Genomic DNA, 22679 nt, shown 5'->3' on the forward strand with positions numbered 1-22679 from the left:
CGAACATGCAATGAATTTTCGGGCGGCAAGCTGTAGCCGCCCGGCCGCCTTACTCCAGGAAGATCTTCTTTTTCGGCTTGGGCGCGGCTTCTTCCCCGGATTTGGGGGCCTCCCGGCGGGGCTCCTTGCGCGATCCTGACCGGGAATGCCTGCCGGACCGAGAAACGGGAGTCTCATCCTTTGCCAACACGGCCGGTCTGGCGGAGGCATTGCCGGAAGCCTGATCCTTTCCGCCCGCGTCAGCGGGTTCTGCCGTGATGGAGGCTTCTCCCGCCTCCGGCTGTTCCGGAGAGGTCATCCCGTCCGCCTGCACCGCATCGGCCTTGGGCTTTCTCGATCTGCGGCGGCGGCGCTTCTTGGGCACGGCCTGTTCATCCGGGTTCTCGGGCTGCTCCGGAACGGGCTGCAGGGCGGAATCAGAACCCGCTCCCTGCTCCGCCGTATCCACGGCATCCGGCGCGGCGGGCGAACAGTCAGAGCTTTCTCCGGTATCCGCCGGAACGGGGGCGTCTGCTACTCTGGGCTCTGCTGGAGTATCCTGCGGCGTATCAGGACGTCCGGCCTGCTGATCGCCGTGCTCCGTAGTGCTTCCATTCTTCTTGCGCCGTTTACGCTTGCGCTTCTCCCCTTCGGTTTTTTCCGCCGGGGCCTGTCCGGGATGGGCCAGAGGCAGCAGTTTTTCCGAAGGCTGCGCCAGGGGCGCGTGGAAGGTTTTCTGGTAGAATTCATCCACCAGCATGGCCAGCAGGGTCAGGGAATCCTCATTGCCCGCCAGATCCGCCGCAATGCGCGTGAATCGCTGCAGCCGCTCTTTCTGGATGTTGTCCGCCTCCCGCAGATGAGCTTCCAGAAGAAACACGGCCCGCTGCGAGATGAGTGTCTCCAGTTCTTCGTCGGTGGGCACCTGCCGCTCTTCCAAGGGAATGGAAAATTTTTTGGCGATCTGTTCCAGTTCCAGTTCTTCCATGCCCGAAACCAGGGAAATGGCCATACCCGCGGCGCCCGCCCGACCCGTGCGTCCCGTGCGGTGGACATAGGCCTCGTGATCTTGGGGCGGCTGATACTGGAATACATGGGACAGCTCGTGAATATCGATGCCCCGCGCGGCCACATCCGTGGCCACCAGAAACTTGAGTCTGTTCAGACGCAGTTTTTCCAGTACCTCCTCGCGGGCGGCCTGTGACAGATCCGCGCTGATCTCGCCCACATCATAGCCGAAACGTCGCAGCACCACGGATACGAAATGCACATCGGCCTTGGTGTTGCAGAAAATGATGGCCGAGGCGGGATTTTCCTGTTCGATGATTTTCACCAGCACGCGGCTCTTCTGCATGGCCGGGACCTTATATACCACATGCAGTACGTCTGTGGCGTGCACCTGGGTCTGACTCAGGGAGACGAAACGCGGCTCGCGCAGAAACTGCTGGGCCAGACGTTTGACGTGCCCCGGATAGGTGGCCGAAAACATGGCCGATTGCAGCCCGCGCGGCAGGTAGCGCTGCAACTGCTTCATGTCCGGATAAAAGCCCATGGACAGCATCCGGTCGGCCTCGTCGAAAACGAGCATCTTCAGCCAGTCCAGAGTCAGCGTGCCCTTGAGCAGATGATCGAGGATGCGGCCCGGCGTGCCGATAATGAGCTGCGCCCCGGCTTCGAGGCCCTGAATCTGGGCCGCATAGCCCACGCCGCCGTAAATGGGCAGCGAACGTATCCCCATGCTCCGCCCCAGTTCCTCGGCGTCCCGGGCTACCTGTACAGCCAGTTCGCGCGTGGGGGCCAGCACCAGGGCCTGCGGCGCGCCCAGGGCCGGATCGATGCGATGCAGCATGGGCAGCAGAAAAGCCCCGGTCTTTCCGCTTCCCGTCTGGGACTGGACCATGACGTCCTCACCGGACAGCATGGGCGGGATGGCTTGGGCCTGCACCGGCATGAGTTCGGTCCAGTTCAGACGCAGGGCCGCTTCCCGGAGTGCCTGCGGCAGGTCGGCCATGGCGATGGAAGCTTGGTTTGGTTCACTATCCGATGCTCCGGCCGCGCCGGTTTCAATAATGTCTGTCATACCGTTCCTGTGTTCGTGTGCGGGCCTTCCACAAGGTCCAGCACGAATTCGATGATGGAATTGCTGACCAGCATTCCGGTGCGGGTCAGACTGAGGCGGCCGTTTTCCAGACGGACCCGCCCGCCCGAGCGCAGTGGCTCCAGGGCGGTGCGCAATTCCGGCTCCACGGCCGATGCCAATGTCTTCAGATCGAGCCCTTCCCTGGTGCGCAGGGCGAGCATGATCCGTTCACGCCGGGCAATGGTCTCCGAAAGACGCTCTTCCGTATCCGCCCCGGCGGTTCCGGACACGAAGGCGGCGTATCTGTCGAGCCCGGAAGGAGCCGTCCAGCGCCGGCTGTCCATGGTGGATACGGCCGAAGGGCCGAATCCGAGATATTCCTCGCCAGCCCAATATCCCCGGTTATGGCGGCTTTCCCTTCCCGGGCGGGCGAAATTGGACACCTCGTACTGCGAAAAACCGCACCCGGCCAGATACTCCGCCCCCCGGACATACATATCCGCTCCGGCGTCCTCGTCCGGCAGAGCCATCGCCCCGCGTTCCACCGCGTGGGCCAGAGGAACGCCTTCTTCCAGCGTCAGGCCGTAGCAGGACAGATGCTCCGGCGCCATGTCCGCAGCCGCGGCCAGATCGTCCAGCCACATGGCGGGCGTCTGTCCCGGAATGCCCCAGATGAAATCCAGGCTCAGATTGTCAAAGCCGCTGTCCCGGACAGCATGTACGGCCCGGCGCGCCAAACAGGCGTCGTGCGGGCGGCCCAGCGTCCGCAATGTCCCGTCATGCAGGCTCTGCACGCCGAGGCTTATGCGGTTCACGCCAAGCCGGCGGATATCCCGCAGAAATCCCGGCCGGACTGCGGACTCCGGATTGGCCTCCAGAGTGATTTCCGCGTCACCGGCCAGTCCGAAAAATTTTCCCGCGGCCTGGATCAGGGTGTCCATCTGCCCCGGCTCCAGAAGAGAGGGTGTGCCGCCGCCGAAATACAAAGTCCGCGCAGCACGTCTGTCCACAAGTTCGGCCCGGGCGCGCATGTCCCGCAGAACCAGCCGCACATACCGGTCCATGGCCTCCGGGTCGTACGCCGTCGAATGGAACGCGCAGTAGGCGCATTTGCGCCCGCAAAAGGGCACATGAATGTACAGGAGCATCAGGCCGGTCCGGTCAGGGCGCGCAGTTCCGATGCGTAACGCTCCATTTCGGAATACAGACAGCCGCAATACTGTTGCCGGTAAATGTCCCACTCTTTGGAGAGAGCGATGCCCTCGGCCCAGCCGGAGCGGAAATCCTCATAATAAAATTCCGGACCGGCGCTCCCGGCCATGTCCCGGCCCAGAGTCCGGATTTCCTCGTGCTTCTGGAACTTGCTGTACAAAAGCGTGGTGGTGAAGCAGTCGAAACGTCCGCGCCGGGCCACAGCCTGGGTCCGCTCCAGGCGAAGGGCGTAACAGGCCAGACAGCGGCTGGCTTCGCGAAAAGCCACGGCCCGGAAGTATGTTTTGGGATCGTATTCGTCATCCTTGAATATCACCGGAATCCCGAGCTTTCCGGCCACCTGGGCCGCCCCTTCCCTCCGGCGCAGATATTCCTTCAGCGGATGGATGTTCGGGTTGTAGAAAAGACCGGTCACCTGGTGGCCTTCCGCGAGCATGGCCCGCACGGATGTGATGGAGCACGGCCCGCAACAGATGTGTGCCAGAATTTTCATGATGCCGTCTTCAGACTAGCCCCGATCCGGGACGCTCGCGCCGGTTTCAGGCATTCTCGCACAGGGTCCTGCGGCCGGCCGGGACATGAGCCCGTGAATGGTTGGAATATGTCTCCCACGTCGGAGCGTATTCCTCCGCCTGATTGCCCCAGCCAATCCATCCTTTTCTCTGTCCCCGCGCAAAAAGTTCGATAAACGGCCCTTCGCTGCATGACTCTATGATGTCGTACTGTTCGTCCGGTTTGCGGCTGTGCTCGCGCTTCCGGGATGTGATGATGTTGGCCTGGCTTCTTCCCGGCTGCAATGTCCGTGCGTTTTTCCCCCGGACTCCGAACAAGATCATTTCCGTGACGTTTCTGAAATAGAAGCCAACGCCTCTTCTGTCCGGGCCGCCGTCCTTTCTGATCTTGTACCAGATCAGATTCGTCTTGTACGTGAATCCCCAGCTTTCCATGACCAGCAGGCCGTCATGCAACAGGGCATTGGGCGCCCACAGGTAAAGATGCGCCGTGTCCCTGATGATGGACTGCACGGGAAGTTCCCGGATTTCCTGCAGCGTCATGGTCGGATAGCGGGAAAGCCGGTGATGTTCCGGAGCCATCTTGCCCGTGCGGTTCTGAAACTGCCACGGGGGATCCGCCAGCACGGTCGCGAATTTCCTTGGCCCCACTTCCTTCAGGAGATCTTCAGCCGCGCTCATATTCCCGCGTCCTCTACATATGACTGTTTTGTTATGCCGATGACGATAATGGGGCATCCGGCGCCGCTGCCGCCCGCAATGCGAGGCAGCAGCTTGGACATATGTGTTGTGGAATTTCCGTAGGATTTCCCTCTCCTCAGGGCATCGAAAATTTCCTGCAACTCGTCGCTCCGGGTCATTATAATTCCGACACTGATCGCCCGCAGATCGAACAACAGACGAAAGTTGTTCAAATCCCTGTCATAAAACGGGTCCTTATTGTTCCATTCCAGCTCAAGAGCGATCCTGTTCTTATAGCAATCAACCTTGTGGGTCGGTGAATCCATGCTCGTCTTGTCCACGATAACGGATGTAGCGAACTGTTTTTCCGTCCATCCGCGTGCTCCCAGAAACTCATCCACCCATTTTGCCAGTTCGCTCTTATTTCCTCCGCCTTTCTCAATCCATGATTTACGCAGTCTGAACTCACGCAGCATGGCCATCAAGTCGGTCCACTCAGAGGGAAAATCATACTTCAGGATTGCCGAAGCATGCTTCCATTCATGAATTTCATATCTTGAACAGATATCAGAGGGAAAATGCCCTGTGTTCATGGTTGTCCATTCTGAATTGCAGCCGTCTCCGCTATCTCACAACTCCACGCTCTTCAGCAGAAAGAGCAGGACAGGTTTGCTGCGGGCACGATGTCGATCCGCCGCGCGAAAGTCTTTTCGTACTCCATGAGCTTCTCGCGCTTGCGGTTCAGCAGATACTGCATGAGCTCGGCGTCGGTCTGGTACGCAAAGGGCTCCGTCAGTTTGTCCTTGCGCAGTTCCCGGTAGATGTCCTTCAGGGCCTGCATGGAACGCCACTCCAGATTCCTGCGGGTGCCCGCCCCGGCGCAATGCGGGCAGGCTTCGAGGCTGGCCGAGAGGGCCGACGTGCCCAGACGCTGGCGTACGATCTCCAGCAGGCCGAATTTGGAGATGCGCCCGATGTCCGTGCGCGCCCGGTCCACCTTGAGAGCCTGGCGGAGCACCTTCTCCACTTCACGGATGTGCTTGCCGTCCTTCATTTCAATGAAATCCACCACAACCTGGCCGCCGATGTCCCGAAGCATGAGCTGGTGGGGAATTTCCCGGGCCGCCTCGACATTGGTACGCAGGGCCATTTCCTTGAAATTCTTCTCCCCGCCGATTTTCCCGGAGTTGATGTCGATGGCTGTCAGGGCCTCGGTATGGTCGATGACCAGTTGGCCGCCGCTGGGCAGAGTCACCTGGCGGCTGAAAATCTTCTGCAGCTGGGCCTCGATACGGAAACGTTCGAACAGGGTCCGGTCCGTTTCCGTGTGAACCTTGATGAAGGTCTTGCGGCGGGGGAAAATCAGTGCGGCGAAATCCGTGATCTGCCGGGCGGTTTCGTCGTCGTCCACCCAGCACTCGGCGATATCCGGGGTCAGGTAGTCGCGGATGGCCCGGAAGGCCAGATCCTTCTCTTCGTAAACCAGCGCCGGAGATTCGGAAGCAATGGCTTTCTTGCGGATGTCCTTCCACAGGCGCTTCAGAAATTGCAGGTCGCGGGACAGACTGGTTTTGCTCTGGGCTTCGCTGACCGTGCGCACGATGACGCCCAGTCCCTCGTCCAGCTTGAGCTCTTCGACCACCTCTTTCAGGCGGTCGCGCTCTTTTTCATCTTCGATCTTGCGGGAAATTCCGAGCTGCTCCCGGCCCGGCGTGAGCACAAAATAGCGGCCCGGAATGGACAGGTAGGTGGTCAGAAACGCTCCCTTGGAGCCCGTGGGCTCCTTTACCACCTGGACCATGACTTCCTGGCCGGGTTTCAGCACCTTTTGCAGCGGCGGATACTTGCCCCGGCCGGGCACATCGGTCAGATAGTATTCCGGATGCACCTCGTCCACCTGAAGAAAACCGTTCTTATCTGAACCGTAATTTATGAAGGCCGCCTGCAGGGCCTGATCCACGTTGTGGATGCGGCCCTTGTAGATGTTGCCCTTGGTTTTGCTCTGGTGCAGCATCTCCACATAATACTCCACCACCGTGCCGTCCTCCATGATGGCCACTTCGACCATCTCGCCCGGCAGCACGCTGATGAACATCTTGCGCTTGAGTTTTTCGCTCATGAAAAGTCCTTGTCGTAAAATTGTTTCCGGCCGGAGCCGGGTAAAATCATGATCCGGAAGTCCGGGAAATTTCTGGGTGTGCTGGCGGACGCTTCGGTACGGAAAACGGCGCATCCGCCATGGGGCTCCGCATAGGGCATGTAACAATTAAAATGCCCGTTCCGCGGCCGGCAAAGCCCGCCGATGCGCATTTCACGGCAAGGCGTTGCGGAAGATTCCTGCAGGGCAGTTGACTCGTTTCATTCAAGCACTGCTCTGAAATCCGCGCCGCGCGGATTCTTCCGGTGCGAAAGCCCGGAGCCTGTCAGACACCGCCCGTGTTACCTAACCGCGCAAAGTCCTCATAGCAAGAGAAACCCTGCTCCCGGGCCCCCGGACGGCTTGACACGGTCTGACACGCTCACTACTCCCACCTGCCACACTCAGGAGGCCGTATGCTTGAACCCGGACAGCTGGTCATGCTGCTCAACGCCAAGGACAAACGCTACTTCGTTTCCGCGCGGGAAGGCGAGGTGATGCACACCAACGAGGGCATTTTGCACCTCGACGAAGTCCGCGCCGCGGGATGGGGCAGACAGGTGTGCACGCACAAAGGCTATCCGTTCACGGTCATGCGGCCCACCCTTTACGATCTGATCAAATCCGTGAAGCGCCGCACCCAGATCATCTATCCCAAGGAGATCGGCTACATTGCCATGAAGCTGGGTATTGGTCCGGGCTGCCGCATTGTGGAGGCGGGCTGCGGCTCAGGCGGTCTGACCACGGCTCTGGCCTGGCTGGTGGGCGACACGGGCAAGGTCTACACTTATGAACGCCGTGAGGAATTCTACACCCTGTGCCGGGAAAACCTGGAGCGCATCGGCCTGGCTCACCGGGTGGAGCAGTTTCATCACGACATCGCCGACGGCTTTCACCCCCATGCCGCCGACGCTCTGTTTCTGGATGTGCGCACTCCCTGCGACTACGTGCGCCACATTCCCGGCGCGGTGGCTCCCGGCTCGCCCGTAGGCTTTCTGCTGCCCACCACCAATCAGGTCCAGGATCTGCTCGCCGCCATGCAGGACGGGCCTTTCAGGCAGATCGAGGTGCTGGAAATCCTTCTGCGCCGCTACAAGCCCGTGCCCGAACGGCTGCGCCCCGATGACCGCATGGTGGCCCACACCGGCTTTCTGGTTTTCGCCCGCACCTTCACCAGTCTGGACGCGGAGTCCGAGAGCACGCCGGACGCGGAAAACGCCACTGACACGCTGACTGACGAAAACTGATTTTGGAAATTATTTTCCGTTATTTCAGAGAGTTGTATTTTTATCTTGCAAATTCTTTTTCTTTTCCTGTACATTTGACTCCTTTAACCGCATCCGTCGCATCATCTCATATAGTCAAAGGAGAAGGGGCATGACCCGCAAAGACCGCACCGAAGGCATCTTCAGCCGGCGCGAAGTGCTGGATTCCACCGAGCGCCAGAAATACCACCAGATTCATCTCAAGGAATTGCTTTCCTACGCATACAGGTATTCCGAGGACGTGAAGAAGCGCTTTGACCGCGCCCAGTTTTCCGTGGAAAAATTCCGGGATCTCATCGATCTCAAGCACGTGCCCATCCTGAAGAAGAAGGAACTGATCTTTCTTCAGTCCATGGGGCCGCGTCTCGGCGGCCTTCTGACCAAGGATCTGGGTGAGCTGCGCCGCGTCTTTCTGTCTCCCGGGCCCATTTTCGACCCCGAGGACCGCAGCGAGGACTACTGGGGCTGGACCGAAAGCTTTTACGCGGCGGGCTTCCGTTCCGGAGATCTGGTCCAGAACACCTTCAGCTACCACATGGCCCCGGCCGGGCTCATGTTCGAGGAGCCCCTGCGCCAGTTGAACTGCGCCGTGGTCCCCGCGGGGACGGACAATACGGAAAACCAGCTGGACATCATGAAAAAGCTGCGCGTCACGGGCTATGTGGGCACGCCGAGTTTCCTCATGCATCTGGCCCAGAGGGGAGAGGAGCGGGGGCTCAACCTGCGCAAGGATCTGTATCTGGAAGTGGCCTTTGTCACGGGTGAAAAGTTCTCGGAGAAGATGCGCTCCAATCTGGAAAAGAAATTCGATCTGCTCATGCGTCAGGGCTACGGCACTGCCGACGTGGGTTGCATCGGCTATGAATGCTTCCACAAAAACGGTCTGCATATCGCCAACCGCTCCTATGTGGAAATCTGCCATCCGGACACGGGCATTCCCCTCAAGGACGGCGAGGTCGGCGAAATCGTGGTCACGGTCTTCAACAAGACCTACCCGCTGATCCGGCTGGCCACGGGCGATCTGTCCTACATCGACCGCGCGCCCTGCCCCTGCGGCCGCACGTCGCCCCGTCTGGGCAACATTGTGGGCCGGGTGGACACCACCGCCCGGATCAAGGGCATGTTCGTGTACCCGCACCAGGTGGAGCAGGTCATCTCGGTTTTCGAGGAGATCAAGAGATGGCAGATCGAAGTCACCAACCCCGGAGGCATCGACGAAATGCGCCTGCTCATCGAGGCTTCCAGCTTCAAGCGGGAAGAAGAGCTGCTACACATGTTCCGTGAGAAGATAAAAATCCGCCCGACCCTGCAGGTGCTCACGCCCGGTACCCTGCCTCCGCAAATCCGGTTCATCGAGGACAAACGCAATTGGGACTGACCATCCGCCTGATCCTGCTGCTCGCGGTGCTTCTTGCCGGCTGCGCCGGGCGGGCTCCCGAACGTCCGGCGGCCCTGACCGTGCCACCGGGTTCTTTTCTCTCGCAAAACGGAACTGTCCTGCCTGACGCTGAAATTGCCCGGCTGGCCCGAAGCTGCGATTTCATCCTGATGGGTGAAAGCCATACCAACCCTTGCGACCACGCCGTCCAGGCCAGACTGGTGGAAGTTCTGGGACAGACCGGTATGCGCTTTATCATCGGGCTGGAGATGCTGCCCGTCACGGTCCAGCCCGCGCTGGATGCCTTCAATGCCCGGCAGACGGATGCCGACGAGCTGGAACACAAAACGCAATGGGAAAAGCACTGGGGGCATGCGTACAGCATGTACAGGCCCGTGCTGGAGACCGCCCGGCGCTTCGATCTGCCCGTGGCCGCCCTGAACATCCCGCGCGAGACGCTGCTCCGCTTTCGGGACGGCAAACCCCTCACCGCTGCGGAACAGGCCATGCTCCCGCGGGTCATCCCGGTCAGTCCGGCTCAGGAAAAATCTCTGTCCGAACAGGTGGCCATGCATCAGGCCATGCGGGCCATGCAGGAAGGCTCCGGTAATTCCAACGCCACGAAAAAGGGCGCTGACGAGCGCACCCGGAAATTCTTCCTGGTGCAGTCCCTGTGGGACTCCATGATGGCCGGGCAGGCTCTCAAATGGCGCAAAGCGACAGGACAGCCCGTACTCATCCTGGCCGGATCAGGGCACGTGGAGCAGGGTTGGGGCATCGAACACCGCCTGCGCGCCCTTGAGCCGGGCGTACGCTGCCTGCGCATCATGCCCGCCCGCGACAAGGGGGACTTGAAACCCGCTCCCGGAGCATCCGTGCCCGAAGCGGCCGCATTCTTCGCCTGCGCCGCCCGGAACAAGAGCCGTCTGGGCATGACCATCATCTTCGAGGGCGGGAGTGCCCGCCTCGAAAGCATCGAACCAGGCTCCACCGCCGCGGAGGCAGGACTCATGCCCGGCGACGTCATCCTGCGGGCCGGCGACAAGCCCCTCAAGGACGCTTCGAATTTGCATTTCGCGGCCATGGCCGCCGCACGGAAGAATGCTCCGCTGGCTTTGACCGTCCGGCGCGCCGGAAAGACCGTAGAAGCCCGCCTGCCCCTGGGCTCCGGGAAGGAATGAGTCTCCCGGCCGGTAGGCAGCATGGCCGGTTGACTGGCGGTGATGACCATCTGAGCGGCCGGGCAGAAACCGCGTCCATGATGTTCAAATTCCTCGCTCCGGCAGGAAACCGGCCCCGGAAAGACCGAAGAAAAACTTAAGAGTTTTGTCAGAGCGCCCAGCGGCCACCCGCAAAACACCCTCTGCACAGGAAGTCCCGATGCCAGAACTGCCGGAAGTGGAAACCATCGCCCGGGGCCTGGATGCCCAGGCCAGCGGCCAGCGCATCGTCAAGGCGCGCCTGATCACGCCGAAGGTCCTGCTCAGGGGAAAGCCGGAAATGCTGGAAGGCCGGAGCATCCGCCGCGTCGTGCGGCGGGCCAAGCTGCTCATGGCCATGCTGGACAATGAAGACGCCCTGATTTTTCATCTGAAAATGACCGGCCGGGTCTGGCTGGCCGCCGCGCGCCAGCCGTTGCCCAAGCACACCCATCTGGTGCTGGAACTGGAAAGCGGGGACCGCGTGATCTTCGAGGACCAGCGCCGTTTCGGCTATTTCGGCCTGTTCAGCCCGGCCGAGCTGGAAACATGGGATTTCCATGTAAGCCTCGGCCCCGAGCCGCTCTCCATCAGCCCGGAGGAACTGGCCGCCCGGCTGAAAGGACGGCGGAGTGCCATCAAAAGCCTGCTCCTGAATCAGACCGTCGTGGCCGGTGTCGGCAACATCTACGCCGACGAGTCCCTGTTCGCGGCCCGAATCCATCCGGCCAGCACGGCTTCAGCCATTCCGGAAAAACGGCTGCTCCTGCTGTGCGCGGAACTGCAGCGCATCCTGCTGGCGGCCATCGAGGCGGGCGGCAGCACCTTCAGCGACTACCGCAATGCCTACGGGAAAAGCGGCATCTTTCAGGAATTCTTCCAGGTTTACGGCAAGAAGGGCGAACCCTGCCCGGCCTGCCGCCGCCCGCTGGTCGCAGCCACCGTGGCCGGGCGCACATCCACCCACTGTTCCCGCTGCCAGCGCCGGTATCACGGCTGACGGCCTCGGGATGCATGTCTTTTGAGCTGAATTTCGAAACTCAGTTCTTTTTCGGCTCCGGCACATCGCCTGCCGGGCAGATGCACTGTTCCAGTTCCAGATCGTAACCGGAGCGTTCGCGCACGGTACGGCGACACAGGTCGATCAGTTCCAGCACATCCCGGCAGGTGGCTCCGCCCGTATTGACGATGAATCCGGCGTGCTTTTCCGAAACCTGCGCGCCGCCCACGCGGGCGCCCTTCAATCCGGCCTCATCGATCAGCCGGGAAGCGAAGGCCCCTTCGGGGCGCTTGAACACGCTCCCGGCGGAGGGAAACTCCAGAGGCTGCTTCTCCTTGCGCCGGGCCAGAATTTCCTTGCGTCTGGCCAGAGCCGGAGCGGAATCCGCCGGGGGCAGCTCCCAGGTTCCGGCCAGGATGACCTTGTCCCGCAGGGCATCGGCCCGGCGGTATCCGAATCCGCACTGTTCCGCGGGGATTTCGATGACGAGTCCGTTCCGGTCCAGAACCGTCACCGAGCGCAGATGATCGGAAATTTCCTGTCCGTAAGCCCCCGCGTTCATGAACAGCGCGCCGCCCAGAGTGCCGGGAATGCCTGACAGGCACTCCACCCCGCCCAGGCCCGCACGCAGGGCCTCCAGCACCCACGCATCCATGACTTTGCCGCTTTCGGCGAAAACAAGGCCGTCCTCCCGGCGGAGAGCCGTCATGAAAGAGGTGGAGACGATGGGAAGATGGACCTCGCCGTCGGGAAACAGAGTATTGGCCCCGCCGCCGTGGAGCCAGAAGGATGCGCGCCGGGCCCGCAGATCGCGCACCAGGGCAACCATTTCCTCCATGTTTTCAGGAGCATAAAAATCTCTGGCCGTGCCGCCGATGCGATACGTGCAGTAATCTTTCAAAGAGACGTTACGGAGATGTTTCATGGCTGAAGCGGATAGCCGTCCGCCGCGGAGGGCGCAAGACGGGCGGCGGATGTTCCGGGGTGGTGATCCGGATTCTGTTGCGGCCGCCCGCGATGACGCGGGGAATTGTTGACGCGGGGCCTCCCGGAGGACCATGGTGCGGCAACACAGCACACAGGAGCGTTTTCATGCAGCACCTCATCGATGTGAACATTCTGAAGATATTCGTCCCGGAAAGCGGTGTCCGTGAAGACCGGCGGATTTACGAAGCCATCACGGACGCGGCCAGGGCTCATGGCCTGGCCCAGATCGCGGTGTCGCGCGGCATGGCGGGTTCCGGCCCGGATGCCCTGATATACGGGACCGGAGGCCGCCTTTCGGAAGCGCCGGTGATCGTAGAAATCGTGGACACACCGCCGCGCATCGCCGCCTTTCTGCCCTTTGCACGCGATCTGGCCGGAGACGGCTGCGTGACGGTGCAGGAAGGCCGGGCGTCCTTTCTGCTGCCCCTTGCGGCACAGGACATCATGACCCGGAACGTGGCCACCGTGGAGACGCATACGCCGCTGGAAGACGTGGTCCGGGTGCTGCTGCGCCGGAACATCAAGGCCGTGCCGGTCATGGACGGCTCCCGCGTGGCGGGCATCATCACCGGCGGGGATCTGCTCTCCCGTGGCGGGCTGCCCCTGCGTCTGGACATGCACGGGCGGCTGCCCGTGGAGTGCCGTTCCATCCTGGACCACACTCTCCTGGCTGAAAACATCATGACCACCCCGGTGCGCACCCTGCGTCCGCAAAGCCCCCTCCGCGAGGCTCTGGACATCATGACCGGTAGCCGCATCAAACGCCTGCCCGTAACCGGCGATGACGGCATCCTTCTGGGCATGGTCAGCCGCACGGACGTGCTGGCGGCCGTATCCCGGACATGGGCCGCGGCCGCACGCCTGCACGTTCTGCCTCCGGGCATTCACGCCTTTGCCTGCGATATTCTGCACACCGCTGTGCCCACCTGCGGCCCGGACGATCTTCTGGCGGAAATCCTGCCCCGCGTGGCCGCGTCTTCTTTCCGGCAGATCGTGGTGACCGGCGAAAGGAAAACCGTCCTGGGGGTCGTCCACGACTGGAATCTGCTGGAGCGCTGCAGCGGACGGCCCGATCTGGTGAATTCCGTTCTGGCCGGTCTGACCAGGGGCGCTCCGGCTCCGGAGGGGTTCTCCGGCTGCGCCCGGGACGTCATGGAGAGTGATTACCCCCGCGCGGCCCCGGAAACCCCTCTGGCGGAAGTTATCCGGATTCTGGTGGAGAGGAAGAGAACGCGCATCGTCATCGCAGACGAAAACGGCTGTCTGTCGGGCATGGTGGACCGGAACATGATCCTGCGCAAACTGGCGGAAAGGTGAAAACTCTGGCGGCTCTGGCGGCCTGGGGCCTCGCCGTCTGTCTGGGCGCATATGCGTGGCTGCTGCGGCGGGCGGCGCTGGAGGCCGCCGATTTGGCGGTGAAGCAGGGCGTGCTCAAGGTGATGCTTTTCTATGGATCCCTTTCCTGTATCGCGCTGGCCGTTTTTCTGGGACTGGGCAGGGAACGCCTGCGGCTTCTGGTTTTCGTGCCGGCCGTGATCGTGGCCGCGGCGGGATGGGAGATTCAGCGGATATGGACGGAGGCCTTCCCGTAACGGCTCTCCGGCTCAGGTCGGTTCGGTGTTCCAGGCCATGAGCGGGGTCCGGGCCGCAGGCGAAACCAGGTCCGCGCGTACTGCGGTCACGGCTCCGCACCAGGGAAAAAGCTCCAGACCGTTCACGTACCGCAGGCCGGGCAAGGGTTTCCAGGTCATGGGCGGCCCCGGCAGCACCGAGCGGGCTGTCATGTGGCCGGGATGAACATTTCTGTGGATGAGTCCGCGCATTTCGGGCCATCCGAACCAGCGGGCCTGGGACAGGGCGGATTTGCGGCCGGAAAGCCTCACGGACAGGCGGTACAGGGAAAAGCGGTTCAGGAAGGTGATCAGTACGCCCTTGCGGCTCACTCTCGCGGCCTCGCGCAGAACCAGGGCCGGGTCGTCCACGAACTCCAGCACGGTCATGAGGCTCGTGTAATCGAACTCCCGGTCGTCAAAGGGCAGATGGCCTGCCTCGCCCAGATGTAGATGGGCCCGGTCCCCCATTTTTTCCCTGGTTCTGGACAGCATGTCCGGGCTTTTGTCCAGGCCGCTGACATCGAATCCGCAGGACCAGAAAAATTCCAGGAAAATTCCCGTTCCGCAGCCGATATCGAGGAACTTCTGCCTTTGTCTGGGCCAGCACGCCAGCAGCCTCTGCAGCAGTTCTTCCTGCCGCCGCAGGGCGAAGTTTCCCTTCGGGCTCTCGGCCCATTCGTCATACCGACGCGCGCTGTCCGCATCCCAGAGCATCACATTTCCGTCACGGCCCCTTTCGCCGCCGACGAGGCCATCCGGGCGTAGCGGCGCAGAACCGGAGATTTGATATCCTTTACATAGGGCTTCCAGTCCGCGCGGCGGCGGGCCAGTTCGGCGTCGTCCACCAGAAGTTCGAGTTCCCGTCCGGGAATGTCGATACGGATTCTGTCGCCTTCCCGGACCAGACCGATGACGCCGCCTTCAGCCGCCTCGGGGCTGATGTGCCCGATGGCCGCGCCGCGGGTGCCGCCGCTGAAACGGCCGTCTGTCAGCAGAGCCACGTCCGCGCCGAGTCCCATTCCCGAAATGGCCGAGGTGGGCGTGAGCATCTCGCGCATGCCGGGGCCGCCTCTGGGGCCTTCGTTGCGGATGACCACCACATCGCCCGCAGCGATTTTTCCGCCGAGAATGGCCTCCACGGCTTCCTCTTCGCCTTCGAAAACCCGCGCGGTCCCGGTACGGCGCATCATTTCCGGGGCCACGGCCGACTGTTTGACCACTGCGCCGTCCAGGGCGAGATTGCCCTTCAATATGGCGATGCCGCCTTCAGGAGAATAGGCTTCGGCCAGAGGACGAATCACGTCCGGGCGCAGAATGCGCGGACGCAGTTCCGCCAGGTTCTGTCCCAGAGTTCTGCCGGTCACGGTCGGCACATCGGTGTTCAGAAGCCCCCCCTCGGCCAGCTCCCGCATGACCGCCGGAATGCCCCCGGCCTCGTGCAGATCGGAGATATGATGCGGCCCGGCCGGGGAAAGGCGGCACAGGTTGGGCGTCCTGCGGCTCACGGCGTCGAAGATGTCCAGAGTGAGATCGAGCTCCGCCTCGCGGAAGATGGCCGGGAGATGGAGCACCGTATTGGTGGAACAGCCCAGGGCCATGTCCACGGTCACGCCGTTGGCCACGCTTTTTTCCGTGACGATATCCCGGGGCCGGATATTTTCCTTCACCAGATGCATGACTTGCATGCCGGCCTTTTTGGCCAGGCGGATGCGCGCGCTTTCCGGGGCGGGGACAGTGCCGTTTCCGGGCAGGGCCAAGCCGAGAGCCTCGGCCAGACAGTTCATGGAGTTGGCCGTGAACATGCCCGCGCAGGAACCGCAGCCCGGACAGGCGGACTCTTCCATGCGCTCCAGGTCTTCCTCGGTCATGTGCCGGTTTTTGACCTTGCCCACGCCTTCGAAAACCGTGATCAGATCGACTTTCCGTCCCTCGAAGCGCCCGGCCAGCATGGGGCCGCCGCTCACCATGATGGACGGGATATTGAGGCGCAGCATGGCCATGAGCATGCCCGGCACGATCTTGTCGCAGTTGGGGATGAAGACCAGACCGTCAAAGGGTACGGCCGTGGCCGAAATTTCTATGGAATCGGCGATGAGCTCCCGGCTGGGCAGGCTCATCTTCATGCCCTCGTGATTCATGGCCAGGCCGTCGCACACGCCGATGACCGGAAATTCCATGGGCGTTCCTCCGGCCATGCGCACGCCGTCCTTCACGGCCCGGGCGACAATATCCAGATGCATGTGCCCCGGAATGATCTCGTTGGCGGAGTTGACCACGCCGATGAGCGGCCGGGCCATTTCCTCCCTGGTCATGCCCAGGGCGAAGAGAAGGGAGCGGTGCGGTGCTTTTTCCAGCCCCTGGGTCATCTTATGGCTTCGATTCACGATAATTCCCCGGATGTTTAATTGCGAAGAGCGACAAAGGAACTGAGCATGCCCACGGCCGCCAGAACGCCGAGCATGAGCAGAATGTGGATGTCCGGCAGAAAGGAGATGGTAATCCACAGCGGCGGGACATTCAGGATGTCTCTGATGGCGTGATGCGCGCCGAAAAGCAGAAGAAGGGCCAGTCCGGCGCCCAGAAAACCCTGGAAGGCCCCGCCCACCAGCAGGGGAAAACGGATGTACGCCCTGCTGGCGCCCACGAAACGCAGAATTTCCAGCTCCTCCCGCCGCGTCAGCAGGGCCAGCTTGATGGTGTTGCCGACCACCAGACCCACCACGAGCAGCAGAAACCCGGCCACCGGCCAGAAGGCCGCTTTGGCGAAGCCCGCCCAGGAAGAAAGCAGATCCACCTGCAAGGGGTTGAAACTGACTTTTTGCACCTTGGGCATGGCCCGCAGCCGGGACACGAAGGCGCCCGTCCACTTTTTCTGGTCCTCGGCGGGCAGCCGGCACTGGATGAGGGCCGTGGGCGGAAGAGGGCTCCTGCCTTTCATCCATTCCAGATCAACCGTTTTCCGGAAGGATTCCTCCAGTACGCCGAGAGCCTGGTCGGGCGTGTAGGTCCGCACGTTGGTCACGCTGTCCAGCCTGGACAGTCCGGCCCAGACTTCTTTCAATTCCGCCGGGGTGGCCTCGGAGTTCCAGAAAACCTGAAACTGCACATTGCCGTGCCGCTCCCCGATCTGCAGATTCAGGTTATGAACCAGAAGAAGAAATGCCCCGCCCAGAAAACAGACCAGAACAATGGCCGCCATGGTCATGCACAGGGACCACGGCATGCGGAACAGATCCCGGATGCCCTGAAAAAGCAGACGGAAAAAAACGCTCATGTTGCTGCTCCGGCGCGGCCGTCGTGCATTATCCCATTCTCCAGGGTGACCACACGCGCTTCGGGCATGCGCTCCATGATTTCCCGATTGTGCGTGGCGATCATGATGGATGTACCGAATTTATGGAACTGCTGAAAAATGTCCATCATGCGAAAAGCTAGCTCCCGGTCCAGATTGCCTGTGGGTTCGTCGGCCAGAAGCAGTTTGGGCTTGACCACGATGGCTCTGGCCACGGCCACGCGCTGCTGTTCTCCGCCCGAAAGCTCCTCGCAGCGCACTCCGGCCTTCCGGTCCAGATGCATGCTGCGCAGCACCGCCCGTACCCGCTTGTCGATGATGTGCCGGGCGATGCCGCGCACTCTGAGCGGCAGTTCCACATTGGCGAAGACCGTCTGGTCCGGGAGTATCTTGAAGTCCTGAAAAACCACGCTCACGTCCCGGCGCAGCAGATGCTTGCGGCTTTCGGACAGCCTGTTCAGATCGTGCCCCGCCACATCGGCCTTGCCCCGCTGCACGGGCAGCGATCCGTGCAGGATTCTCATGAAGGTGGTTTTTCCCGCTCCGGACGGGCCGCACAGAAAAACGAACTCTCCCTGTTTCATGGAGAAGTTCACGTCCTTCAGGGCTATCTGCCGCCCGAAGGAATAGGACAGTCTTGAAATGGTGATCATGGTTTTTCTTACAGAGCCGTCAGTAAAATCCGCTATGATCCGCAGCCGGAAAGAAGGCCGTGTTTCCGGCATACCGCGCGGCGATGGACCGTCATCGTCCGGAGAAACGCTCGCGGCGGGAGGCCGAAGATGACGGTGCTCGCCTCTTTCAGCCCTATGATTGCACCAGATGGCCCTTGTCCGCAATCAGACAATTTCTGGTTGCCTTTCGGCCGGAAAGGCGAGCTTTGCTCCCCGCTCCTCCATGCCGTGGCGGAACCCGCATCGCGGTTGCCCTTCCATCCTGTTCCCTATGAATGCGCGATCATGTCGAAAGGCCGGGGAAAACTGAATTCCGGATTTTATTTGTCCGGAACAATCTGGTACAGGACGCTGCACAGAGTATGAAAGACTTCCCGGAAAACGGCCGGAAGGCGGAGCCCTGCTTCGACTTTTCGCGGAACCGGCGTCACGCCAAGGAAAAAACATGGTACAGACATCACGGGACGATGCGGGCAGGATCAGAGGTATGGGCGCGGTACTCCATGAGGAGGGCGCGGCCTTCCGGGTGTGGGCTCCCCATGCGGACAGGGTTTTTGTCATGGGCGATTTCAACGGCTGGTCCAAGACGGACTCGCCCATGGAAAACGAGGGGAGCGGCTACTGGTATGCGGACATAGGGGGGGCCAAGGCCGGACAGGAATACAAATTTCTCGTCCAGAACGGGGAGCTGGATCTCGAACGCATTGATCCCTACGCCCGCCAGGTCACCAATTCCGTGGGGAGCGGCATTATCTACGATCCGGACGGATTCGACTGGCAGGGAGACGACTTCGTCATTCCGGCCCACAATGAGCTCATCATCTACGAGATGCACATCGGCTCCTTTTTCACCACGGAGGACGGGCAGCCCGGAAGTTTCGACACGGCCCTGGAGAAGCTCGACCACTTGGTCCGTCTGGGAGTCAACGCCGTGCAGGTGATGCCTATCGCTGAATTCGCCGGGGATTACTCTTGGGGTTACAACCCGGCCCATATCTTTGCCGTGGAAAGCGCTTACGGCGGGCCGGACGGATTCAAGAACTTCGTGCGAGAGGCGCACCGCCGGGGTTTGGCCGTAATTCTCGACGTGGTCTACAATCATTTCGGTCCGAGCGATCTGGATCTGTGGCAGTTCGATGGCTGGCAGGAGAACGACAAGGGCGGCATCTATTTTTACAACGATCACCGCTCGGAAACTCCGTGGGGGGATACCCGCCCCGACTACGGGCGGCCCGAGGTGCGGCAGTTCATTCTGGACAACGCACTCATGTGGCTTGAGGAGTACCATATCGACGGGCTGCGCTACGACATGATTCTCTATATCCGCAGCGTCCACGGCGGAGACGAGGAAATTCCCGAAGGCTGGAGCCTGATGCAGTGGATCAACCAGACCATCCACGAACGCTTTCCGGAGCGGATTCTCATCGCCGAAGATCTGCGGGACAACAGCGCCGTCACCGCTGATGTCGAACATGGCGGCGCTGGTTTCCACAGCCAGTGGGACGCCCGGTTCGTGCACCCGATCCGGGAGGCGGTGATCGTGGCCGAGGATGCCCTGCGTTCCATGGAAGCGGTCAGCGGGGCCATCACCTTCGGATACGAGGGCGACGCCTTCCACCGGGTGGTGTACAGCGAGTCCCACGACGAGGTGGCCAACGGCAAGGCCCGGGTGCCGCAGGAAGTGAGTCCGGACGATCCCACGGGCTGGTATGCGCAGAAGCGGTCCACGCTGGCCGCTGGTCTGGTCTTCACCGTGCCGGGCATCCCCATGCTTTTTCAGGGGCAGGAGTTCCTGCAGGGCGAATGGTTCCGCGACGACGTGCCGCTGGATTGGGATCTGAAGGAGGATTTCCACGGTCTGGTCCGTCTGTACCGCGATCTGGCCCGTCTCCGTCTGAACCGCGGCGGCGTGACCAGAGGGCTCTGCGGCCAGCACGTGAGGGTGTTTCACCTGAACGAGGACGAGAAGGTGATCGCTTTCCAGCGCTGGGACGAACACGGCCCCGGAGATGACGTCGTGGTGGTGGCCAACTTCGGCAACGCGTTCAAGGAGGATTACGTCATCGGTCTGCCCGGCCAGGGAGTCTGGCGTCTGCGCTGCAACAGCGACGCCGTGGTCTACAGCGACGACTTCGGCGACAGTCCCGCCGGAGATATCGACGCGCGGGAGGGGGAATTCGACGGCCTGCCCGCCAGCGGGGCATTGTCCATCGGCCCCTACACGGTGTTGATATACAGTCAGGACAGGCCGGAATAGACGTTCATCGATGTGCTGTCGTGGCGGAACAGAATTTCACAGTTCCGCCACGATCCGTCCCGTTTCCCGGGCCTCGTAGCCGGGCAGGGACGCCAGATCCTCCCGCAGTTTGCGCGTTTGCAGGGTGTCCAGCAGGGCGGCCGCCTCGGGCAGAGCTTGCAGGTCCTTGGGTACGACCAGATCGCAGCGCACGGTTTCCAGCGGGATGAAGTCCAGGCCGTAGAATGCGGCGATGGCCCGAAATCCAAGCCCCACGTCGGCCTTGCCGAACAGGATGTGCAGGGCGCTTTCATGGTGGGTGCGGGCCTCCTGCCCGTAGCCGCTGATATCCTCCCCGCGCAGACCGTGCCGGAACAGATACTCGTCCAGCAGGCTGCGCAGGGCCGCGCCCGGCTCGCGGTTCACAAGCCGCGCCTGGCCGCCGGCCAGATCGGATATGGCCCGGAGCTTCAAGGGGTTGCCCGGCGCGACCATCAATCCCTCCTCGATATGCGAAAAAGTCACCACCGTGGCGGGCGTGCCTTCCAGCAGGCTTCTGGCCAGCAGGAGGTTGCCGGGACCGTGGGCTGTGTCGTGCATGTGCGTGCCCGCGAAATGGGCCTGTCCGGCGGCGAGTCTGACCAGGGCGTCGCGGCTGGAGGCGAAAAAGCAGTGCGCCCGGACCTGGGGGGCATGGCGCATGGTGTGCGTGCCCAGAATGGAAAAGGCCGGGTCGCAGCCGAAAATGATGAGGGTCTGGTCCAGGGTGCCCGCCGGGCTGAGCAGGCGGGCCGGGCCTCCTCCGGCGGCCATGACGCCGTCGGCCGGCTCGAAGCCGTTCAGAAAAAGCTGCCTGCCCGTGAGCGGATAGGCCATGACCCGGCCACGCATACGGGCCAGAGCCACGCGCGTGGGGCCCGTTTCCGCTTGGCCGATCAGGGTGGCGTCCGCTTCCGCGCCTATTTCTTCCGTGAACAGGTCTTCCACCGTGCAGCCCAGGCATTTGGCCAGCTTGAGGGCCAGGGCCGTGTTGGGCGTGTATTTCTCCGTTTCAATATCGTAGATGGCCTGGCGTTTGACGCCGGTCAGTTCCGCCAGATGAGCCTGGGACAGCCCCCTGTCCTGACGGATGGTCTTCAGGTTGCAGATCAGCTTGATGTCGGGGTTCACCTTTCGCCTCCCTTTCGCCCGGCCGGGAGATTCCGGGACAGCGCATTGGCAGGGCCTGCGGGTTTCGGTTCGCGATGGTCCGGGGCTCCCATTGTCTTGACGGGAATGACGTGTATAAAATGAAAAGCGGATTTCATTGTGAGCTTTTCCGCTTTGCGGAAGTTTTTCGGGGTCACGTCGTCATATGGGTGCCAGCGGAGCGCTTATGACACAGCTTCCTGTTCCGGGAATCGAGGCCGAGGGCAAGCCTTTTTCGGCAGCCGGGCCCGGCAGTTTCGCCTTCGTTCAGCCGGGGGACTGCTCCAGTCCGGGGGAAAATGACGGCCAGCGGGTTTTTCCGGCGGGAAATTTCACTCTGCCCCGGATTTTATACATCATTTTGTCTCTGCTTGTGCATCTTGCTCTGATCGCCATGCCAGGCCCGCCGTCTGTATCCCGTTCTCAGGTCGTCATGGAACTTTCTCTGGTGGCAGGCCCACCCGGGCCGGAGCCCCAGGCTTCGGCACAAGGCGGAACCGGCAGCAATGCGCCTGCGCCGGAAATCGGACGGAAAGCCCCGGCTCAACCTCCCACAGTGAAGCAGGCGGTGGGAAAACTCGCTCCACAGCGGAGCCGGACAGCCGCTCCCAGCCGGGAAACCAATCAGGACCGGCAAAGAAGTAAGCCACTCTCGCCGGCTCCCGTGACCCGGCCCGTTCGCCCTGTGCCTTCGGAAGAAGTCCGCCCCGCGCGGCTCATGGCGCCGCCCGTTGCTGAGCCACCCGCACCGGCCGAAGCTGCTTCCGCCGATTCTTCCACATCTTCTACCGATGGTTCCGGCAATGCCCCGGTCGCCGCGATGAATGCTTCGGGCGTTCAGTCGTCCGGAAACGGAGCTTCCGGCTCCGGTTTAAGCCGTTTTGGAGGTCCAGGCGGCGGTCCGGCGTATGTCTTTGGCGAGGCGGGGGCGCCGGCCTTCCTGCGCCGGGTGGCGCCGAAATATCCGCGTTCATCCCTGGCCAGGCGGGAGCAGGGCGTGGTCATGCTGCTGCTCAGCCTGGACAGGCATGGCACCCTGCTGGATGTTTCCGTCATGCAAAGCGCCGGACCCAGGCTGGACGAGGCGGCCATCCAGGCCGCGCGGGCATCGAGCTATCTTCCGGCCACACGAAACGGCGAACCGCACGCCTGCACGGTCACTCTGCCCATTCGTTTCACCCTGCGGCAGTGAGCCCCGCCGGGTGCCCGATATGTTTTTCCTGTAAGGGAAAGACATACCGTATTT

At 62.0% G+C, this 22679-nt stretch carries 20 protein-coding genes; 8 read left to right on the forward strand and 12 right to left on the reverse strand.

Annotated features, from left to right (window positions below; all coding sequences use genetic code 11):
- Positions 1-49: 49 nt before the first annotated feature.
- Genes AXF15_RS04270 through AXF15_RS04295 form a run of 6 tightly spaced genes read right to left on the reverse strand, consistent with a single transcriptional unit; the run spans position 50 to position 6583 of the window.
- Positions 50-2059 (reverse strand): DEAD/DEAH box helicase, encoded by a 2010-nt coding sequence (locus AXF15_RS04270; RefSeq protein ID WP_083517859.1) that lies wholly within the window; start codon positions 2057-2059, stop codon positions 50-52.
- Positions 2056-3207, reverse strand: a complete 1152-nt coding sequence (gene hemW / locus AXF15_RS04275; RefSeq protein ID WP_066603764.1) for a radical SAM family heme chaperone HemW — start codon at positions 3205-3207, stop codon at positions 2056-2058. The genes AXF15_RS04270 and hemW overlap by 4 nt, the downstream gene beginning before the upstream one ends.
- Positions 3207-3764, reverse strand: coding sequence for an epoxyqueuosine reductase QueH (locus tag AXF15_RS04280; RefSeq protein ID WP_066603766.1), 558 nt, complete (start codon positions 3762-3764; stop codon positions 3207-3209). Before AXF15_RS04280 ends, hemW begins: the two co-directional genes overlap by 1 nt.
- A 46-nt stretch (positions 3765-3810) precedes the next feature.
- A complete protein-coding gene (locus AXF15_RS04285) occupies positions 3811-4464 on the reverse strand; it encodes an MT-A70 family methyltransferase (RefSeq protein WP_066603769.1) in 654 nt (217 codons plus the stop codon).
- Positions 4461-5057 carry a BglII/BstYI family type II restriction endonuclease gene (locus tag AXF15_RS04290; protein WP_066603772.1) on the reverse strand — a complete coding sequence of 199 codons (597 nt, stop codon included), beginning with the start codon at positions 5055-5057 and terminating at the stop codon, positions 4461-4463. The genes AXF15_RS04285 and AXF15_RS04290 overlap by 4 nt, the downstream gene beginning before the upstream one ends.
- Positions 5058-5110: 53 nt before the next feature.
- Entirely contained in the window at positions 5111-6583 is a 1473-nt protein-coding gene (locus AXF15_RS04295) for an Rne/Rng family ribonuclease (RefSeq protein ID WP_066603776.1), read from the reverse strand.
- Positions 6584-7017: 434 nt separating this feature from the next.
- On the opposite strand from AXF15_RS04295, the gene AXF15_RS04305 reads away from it, so the two are divergent.
- The 4 genes from AXF15_RS04305 to mutM all read left to right on the forward strand — a co-directional run bounded on the left by AXF15_RS04305 (position 7018) and on the right by mutM (position 11443).
- On the forward strand, positions 7018-7848 hold the full coding sequence (locus AXF15_RS04305) for a tRNA (adenine-N1)-methyltransferase (protein WP_066603781.1): 831 nt from the start codon (positions 7018-7020) through the stop codon (positions 7846-7848).
- A gap of 130 nt (positions 7849-7978) precedes the next feature.
- On the forward strand, positions 7979-9244 hold the full coding sequence (locus tag AXF15_RS04310) for a phenylacetate--CoA ligase family protein (protein ID WP_066603783.1): 1266 nt from the start codon (positions 7979-7981) through the stop codon (positions 9242-9244).
- Entirely contained in the window at positions 9235-10425 is a 1191-nt protein-coding gene (locus AXF15_RS04315; protein WP_066603786.1) for a ChaN family lipoprotein, read from the forward strand. Before AXF15_RS04310 ends, AXF15_RS04315 begins: the two co-directional genes overlap by 10 nt.
- A gap of 199 nt (positions 10426-10624) precedes the next feature.
- Positions 10625-11443, forward strand: a complete 819-nt coding sequence (mutM, locus tag AXF15_RS04320) for a bifunctional DNA-formamidopyrimidine glycosylase/DNA-(apurinic or apyrimidinic site) lyase (protein ID WP_066603788.1) — start codon at positions 10625-10627, stop codon at positions 11441-11443.
- Positions 11444-11483: 40 nt separating this feature from the next.
- Here the strand turns inward: mutM and murB are convergent, their stop codons facing one another.
- Positions 11484-12368: a UDP-N-acetylmuramate dehydrogenase gene (murB, locus tag AXF15_RS04325; protein WP_066603790.1), complete on the reverse strand. Its 885-nt coding sequence runs from the start codon at positions 12366-12368 to the stop codon at positions 11484-11486.
- A 167-nt stretch (positions 12369-12535) separates the two neighbouring features.
- On the opposite strand from murB, the gene AXF15_RS04330 reads away from it, so the two are divergent.
- Positions 12536-13747: a DUF190 domain-containing protein gene (locus AXF15_RS04330; protein ID WP_066603794.1), complete on the forward strand. Its 1212-nt coding sequence runs from the start codon at positions 12536-12538 to the stop codon at positions 13745-13747.
- Entirely contained in the window at positions 13744-14022 is a 279-nt protein-coding gene (locus tag AXF15_RS04335) for a hypothetical protein (protein ID WP_066603797.1), read from the forward strand. Before AXF15_RS04330 ends, AXF15_RS04335 begins: the two co-directional genes overlap by 4 nt.
- Before the next feature lie 12 nt (positions 14023-14034).
- On the opposite strand, the gene AXF15_RS04340 is transcribed toward AXF15_RS04335, so the two are convergent.
- From AXF15_RS04340 to AXF15_RS04355, 4 genes are read right to left on the reverse strand one after another with little or no spacing between them, the layout of a single operon-like run.
- Positions 14035-14757, reverse strand: a complete 723-nt coding sequence (locus tag AXF15_RS04340) for a class I SAM-dependent methyltransferase (protein WP_066603799.1) — start codon at positions 14755-14757, stop codon at positions 14035-14037.
- On the reverse strand, positions 14757-16427 hold the full coding sequence (gene ilvD, locus AXF15_RS04345; RefSeq protein ID WP_257721624.1) for a dihydroxy-acid dehydratase: 1671 nt from the start codon (positions 16425-16427) through the stop codon (positions 14757-14759). Before ilvD ends, AXF15_RS04340 begins: the two co-directional genes overlap by 1 nt.
- Positions 16428-16444: 17 nt before the next feature.
- Positions 16445-17317 carry a cell division protein FtsX gene (locus tag AXF15_RS04350; RefSeq protein ID WP_066603803.1) on the reverse strand — a complete coding sequence of 291 codons (873 nt, stop codon included), beginning with the start codon at positions 17315-17317 and terminating at the stop codon, positions 16445-16447.
- A complete protein-coding gene (locus tag AXF15_RS04355) occupies positions 17314-17988 on the reverse strand; it encodes a cell division ATP-binding protein FtsE (protein WP_066608662.1) in 675 nt (224 codons plus the stop codon). The genes AXF15_RS04350 and AXF15_RS04355 overlap by 4 nt, the downstream gene beginning before the upstream one ends.
- 466 nt (positions 17989-18454) lie before the next feature.
- Between AXF15_RS04355 and AXF15_RS04360 the strand changes: the two genes are divergently transcribed.
- A complete protein-coding gene (locus AXF15_RS04360; protein ID WP_066603805.1) occupies positions 18455-20266 on the forward strand; it encodes an alpha-amylase family glycosyl hydrolase in 1812 nt (603 codons plus the stop codon).
- Between the two features lie 36 nt (positions 20267-20302).
- Here AXF15_RS04360 and AXF15_RS04365 read toward each other — a convergent pair whose 3' ends face one another.
- Entirely contained in the window at positions 20303-21415 is a 1113-nt protein-coding gene (locus AXF15_RS04365; RefSeq protein ID WP_066603808.1) for a substrate-binding domain-containing protein, read from the reverse strand.
- A gap of 205 nt (positions 21416-21620) precedes the next feature.
- Here AXF15_RS04365 and AXF15_RS04370 point away from each other — a divergent pair, with 205 nt between their 5' ends.
- On the forward strand, positions 21621-22625 hold the full coding sequence (locus AXF15_RS04370) for an energy transducer TonB (protein WP_066603811.1): 1005 nt from the start codon (positions 21621-21623) through the stop codon (positions 22623-22625).
- Positions 22626-22679 lie beyond the last annotated feature (54 nt).

The sequence above is a fragment of the Desulfomicrobium orale DSM 12838 genome (assembly GCF_001553625.1).
Lineage (GTDB): Bacteria > Desulfobacterota > Desulfovibrionia > Desulfovibrionales > Desulfomicrobiaceae > Desulfomicrobium > Desulfomicrobium orale.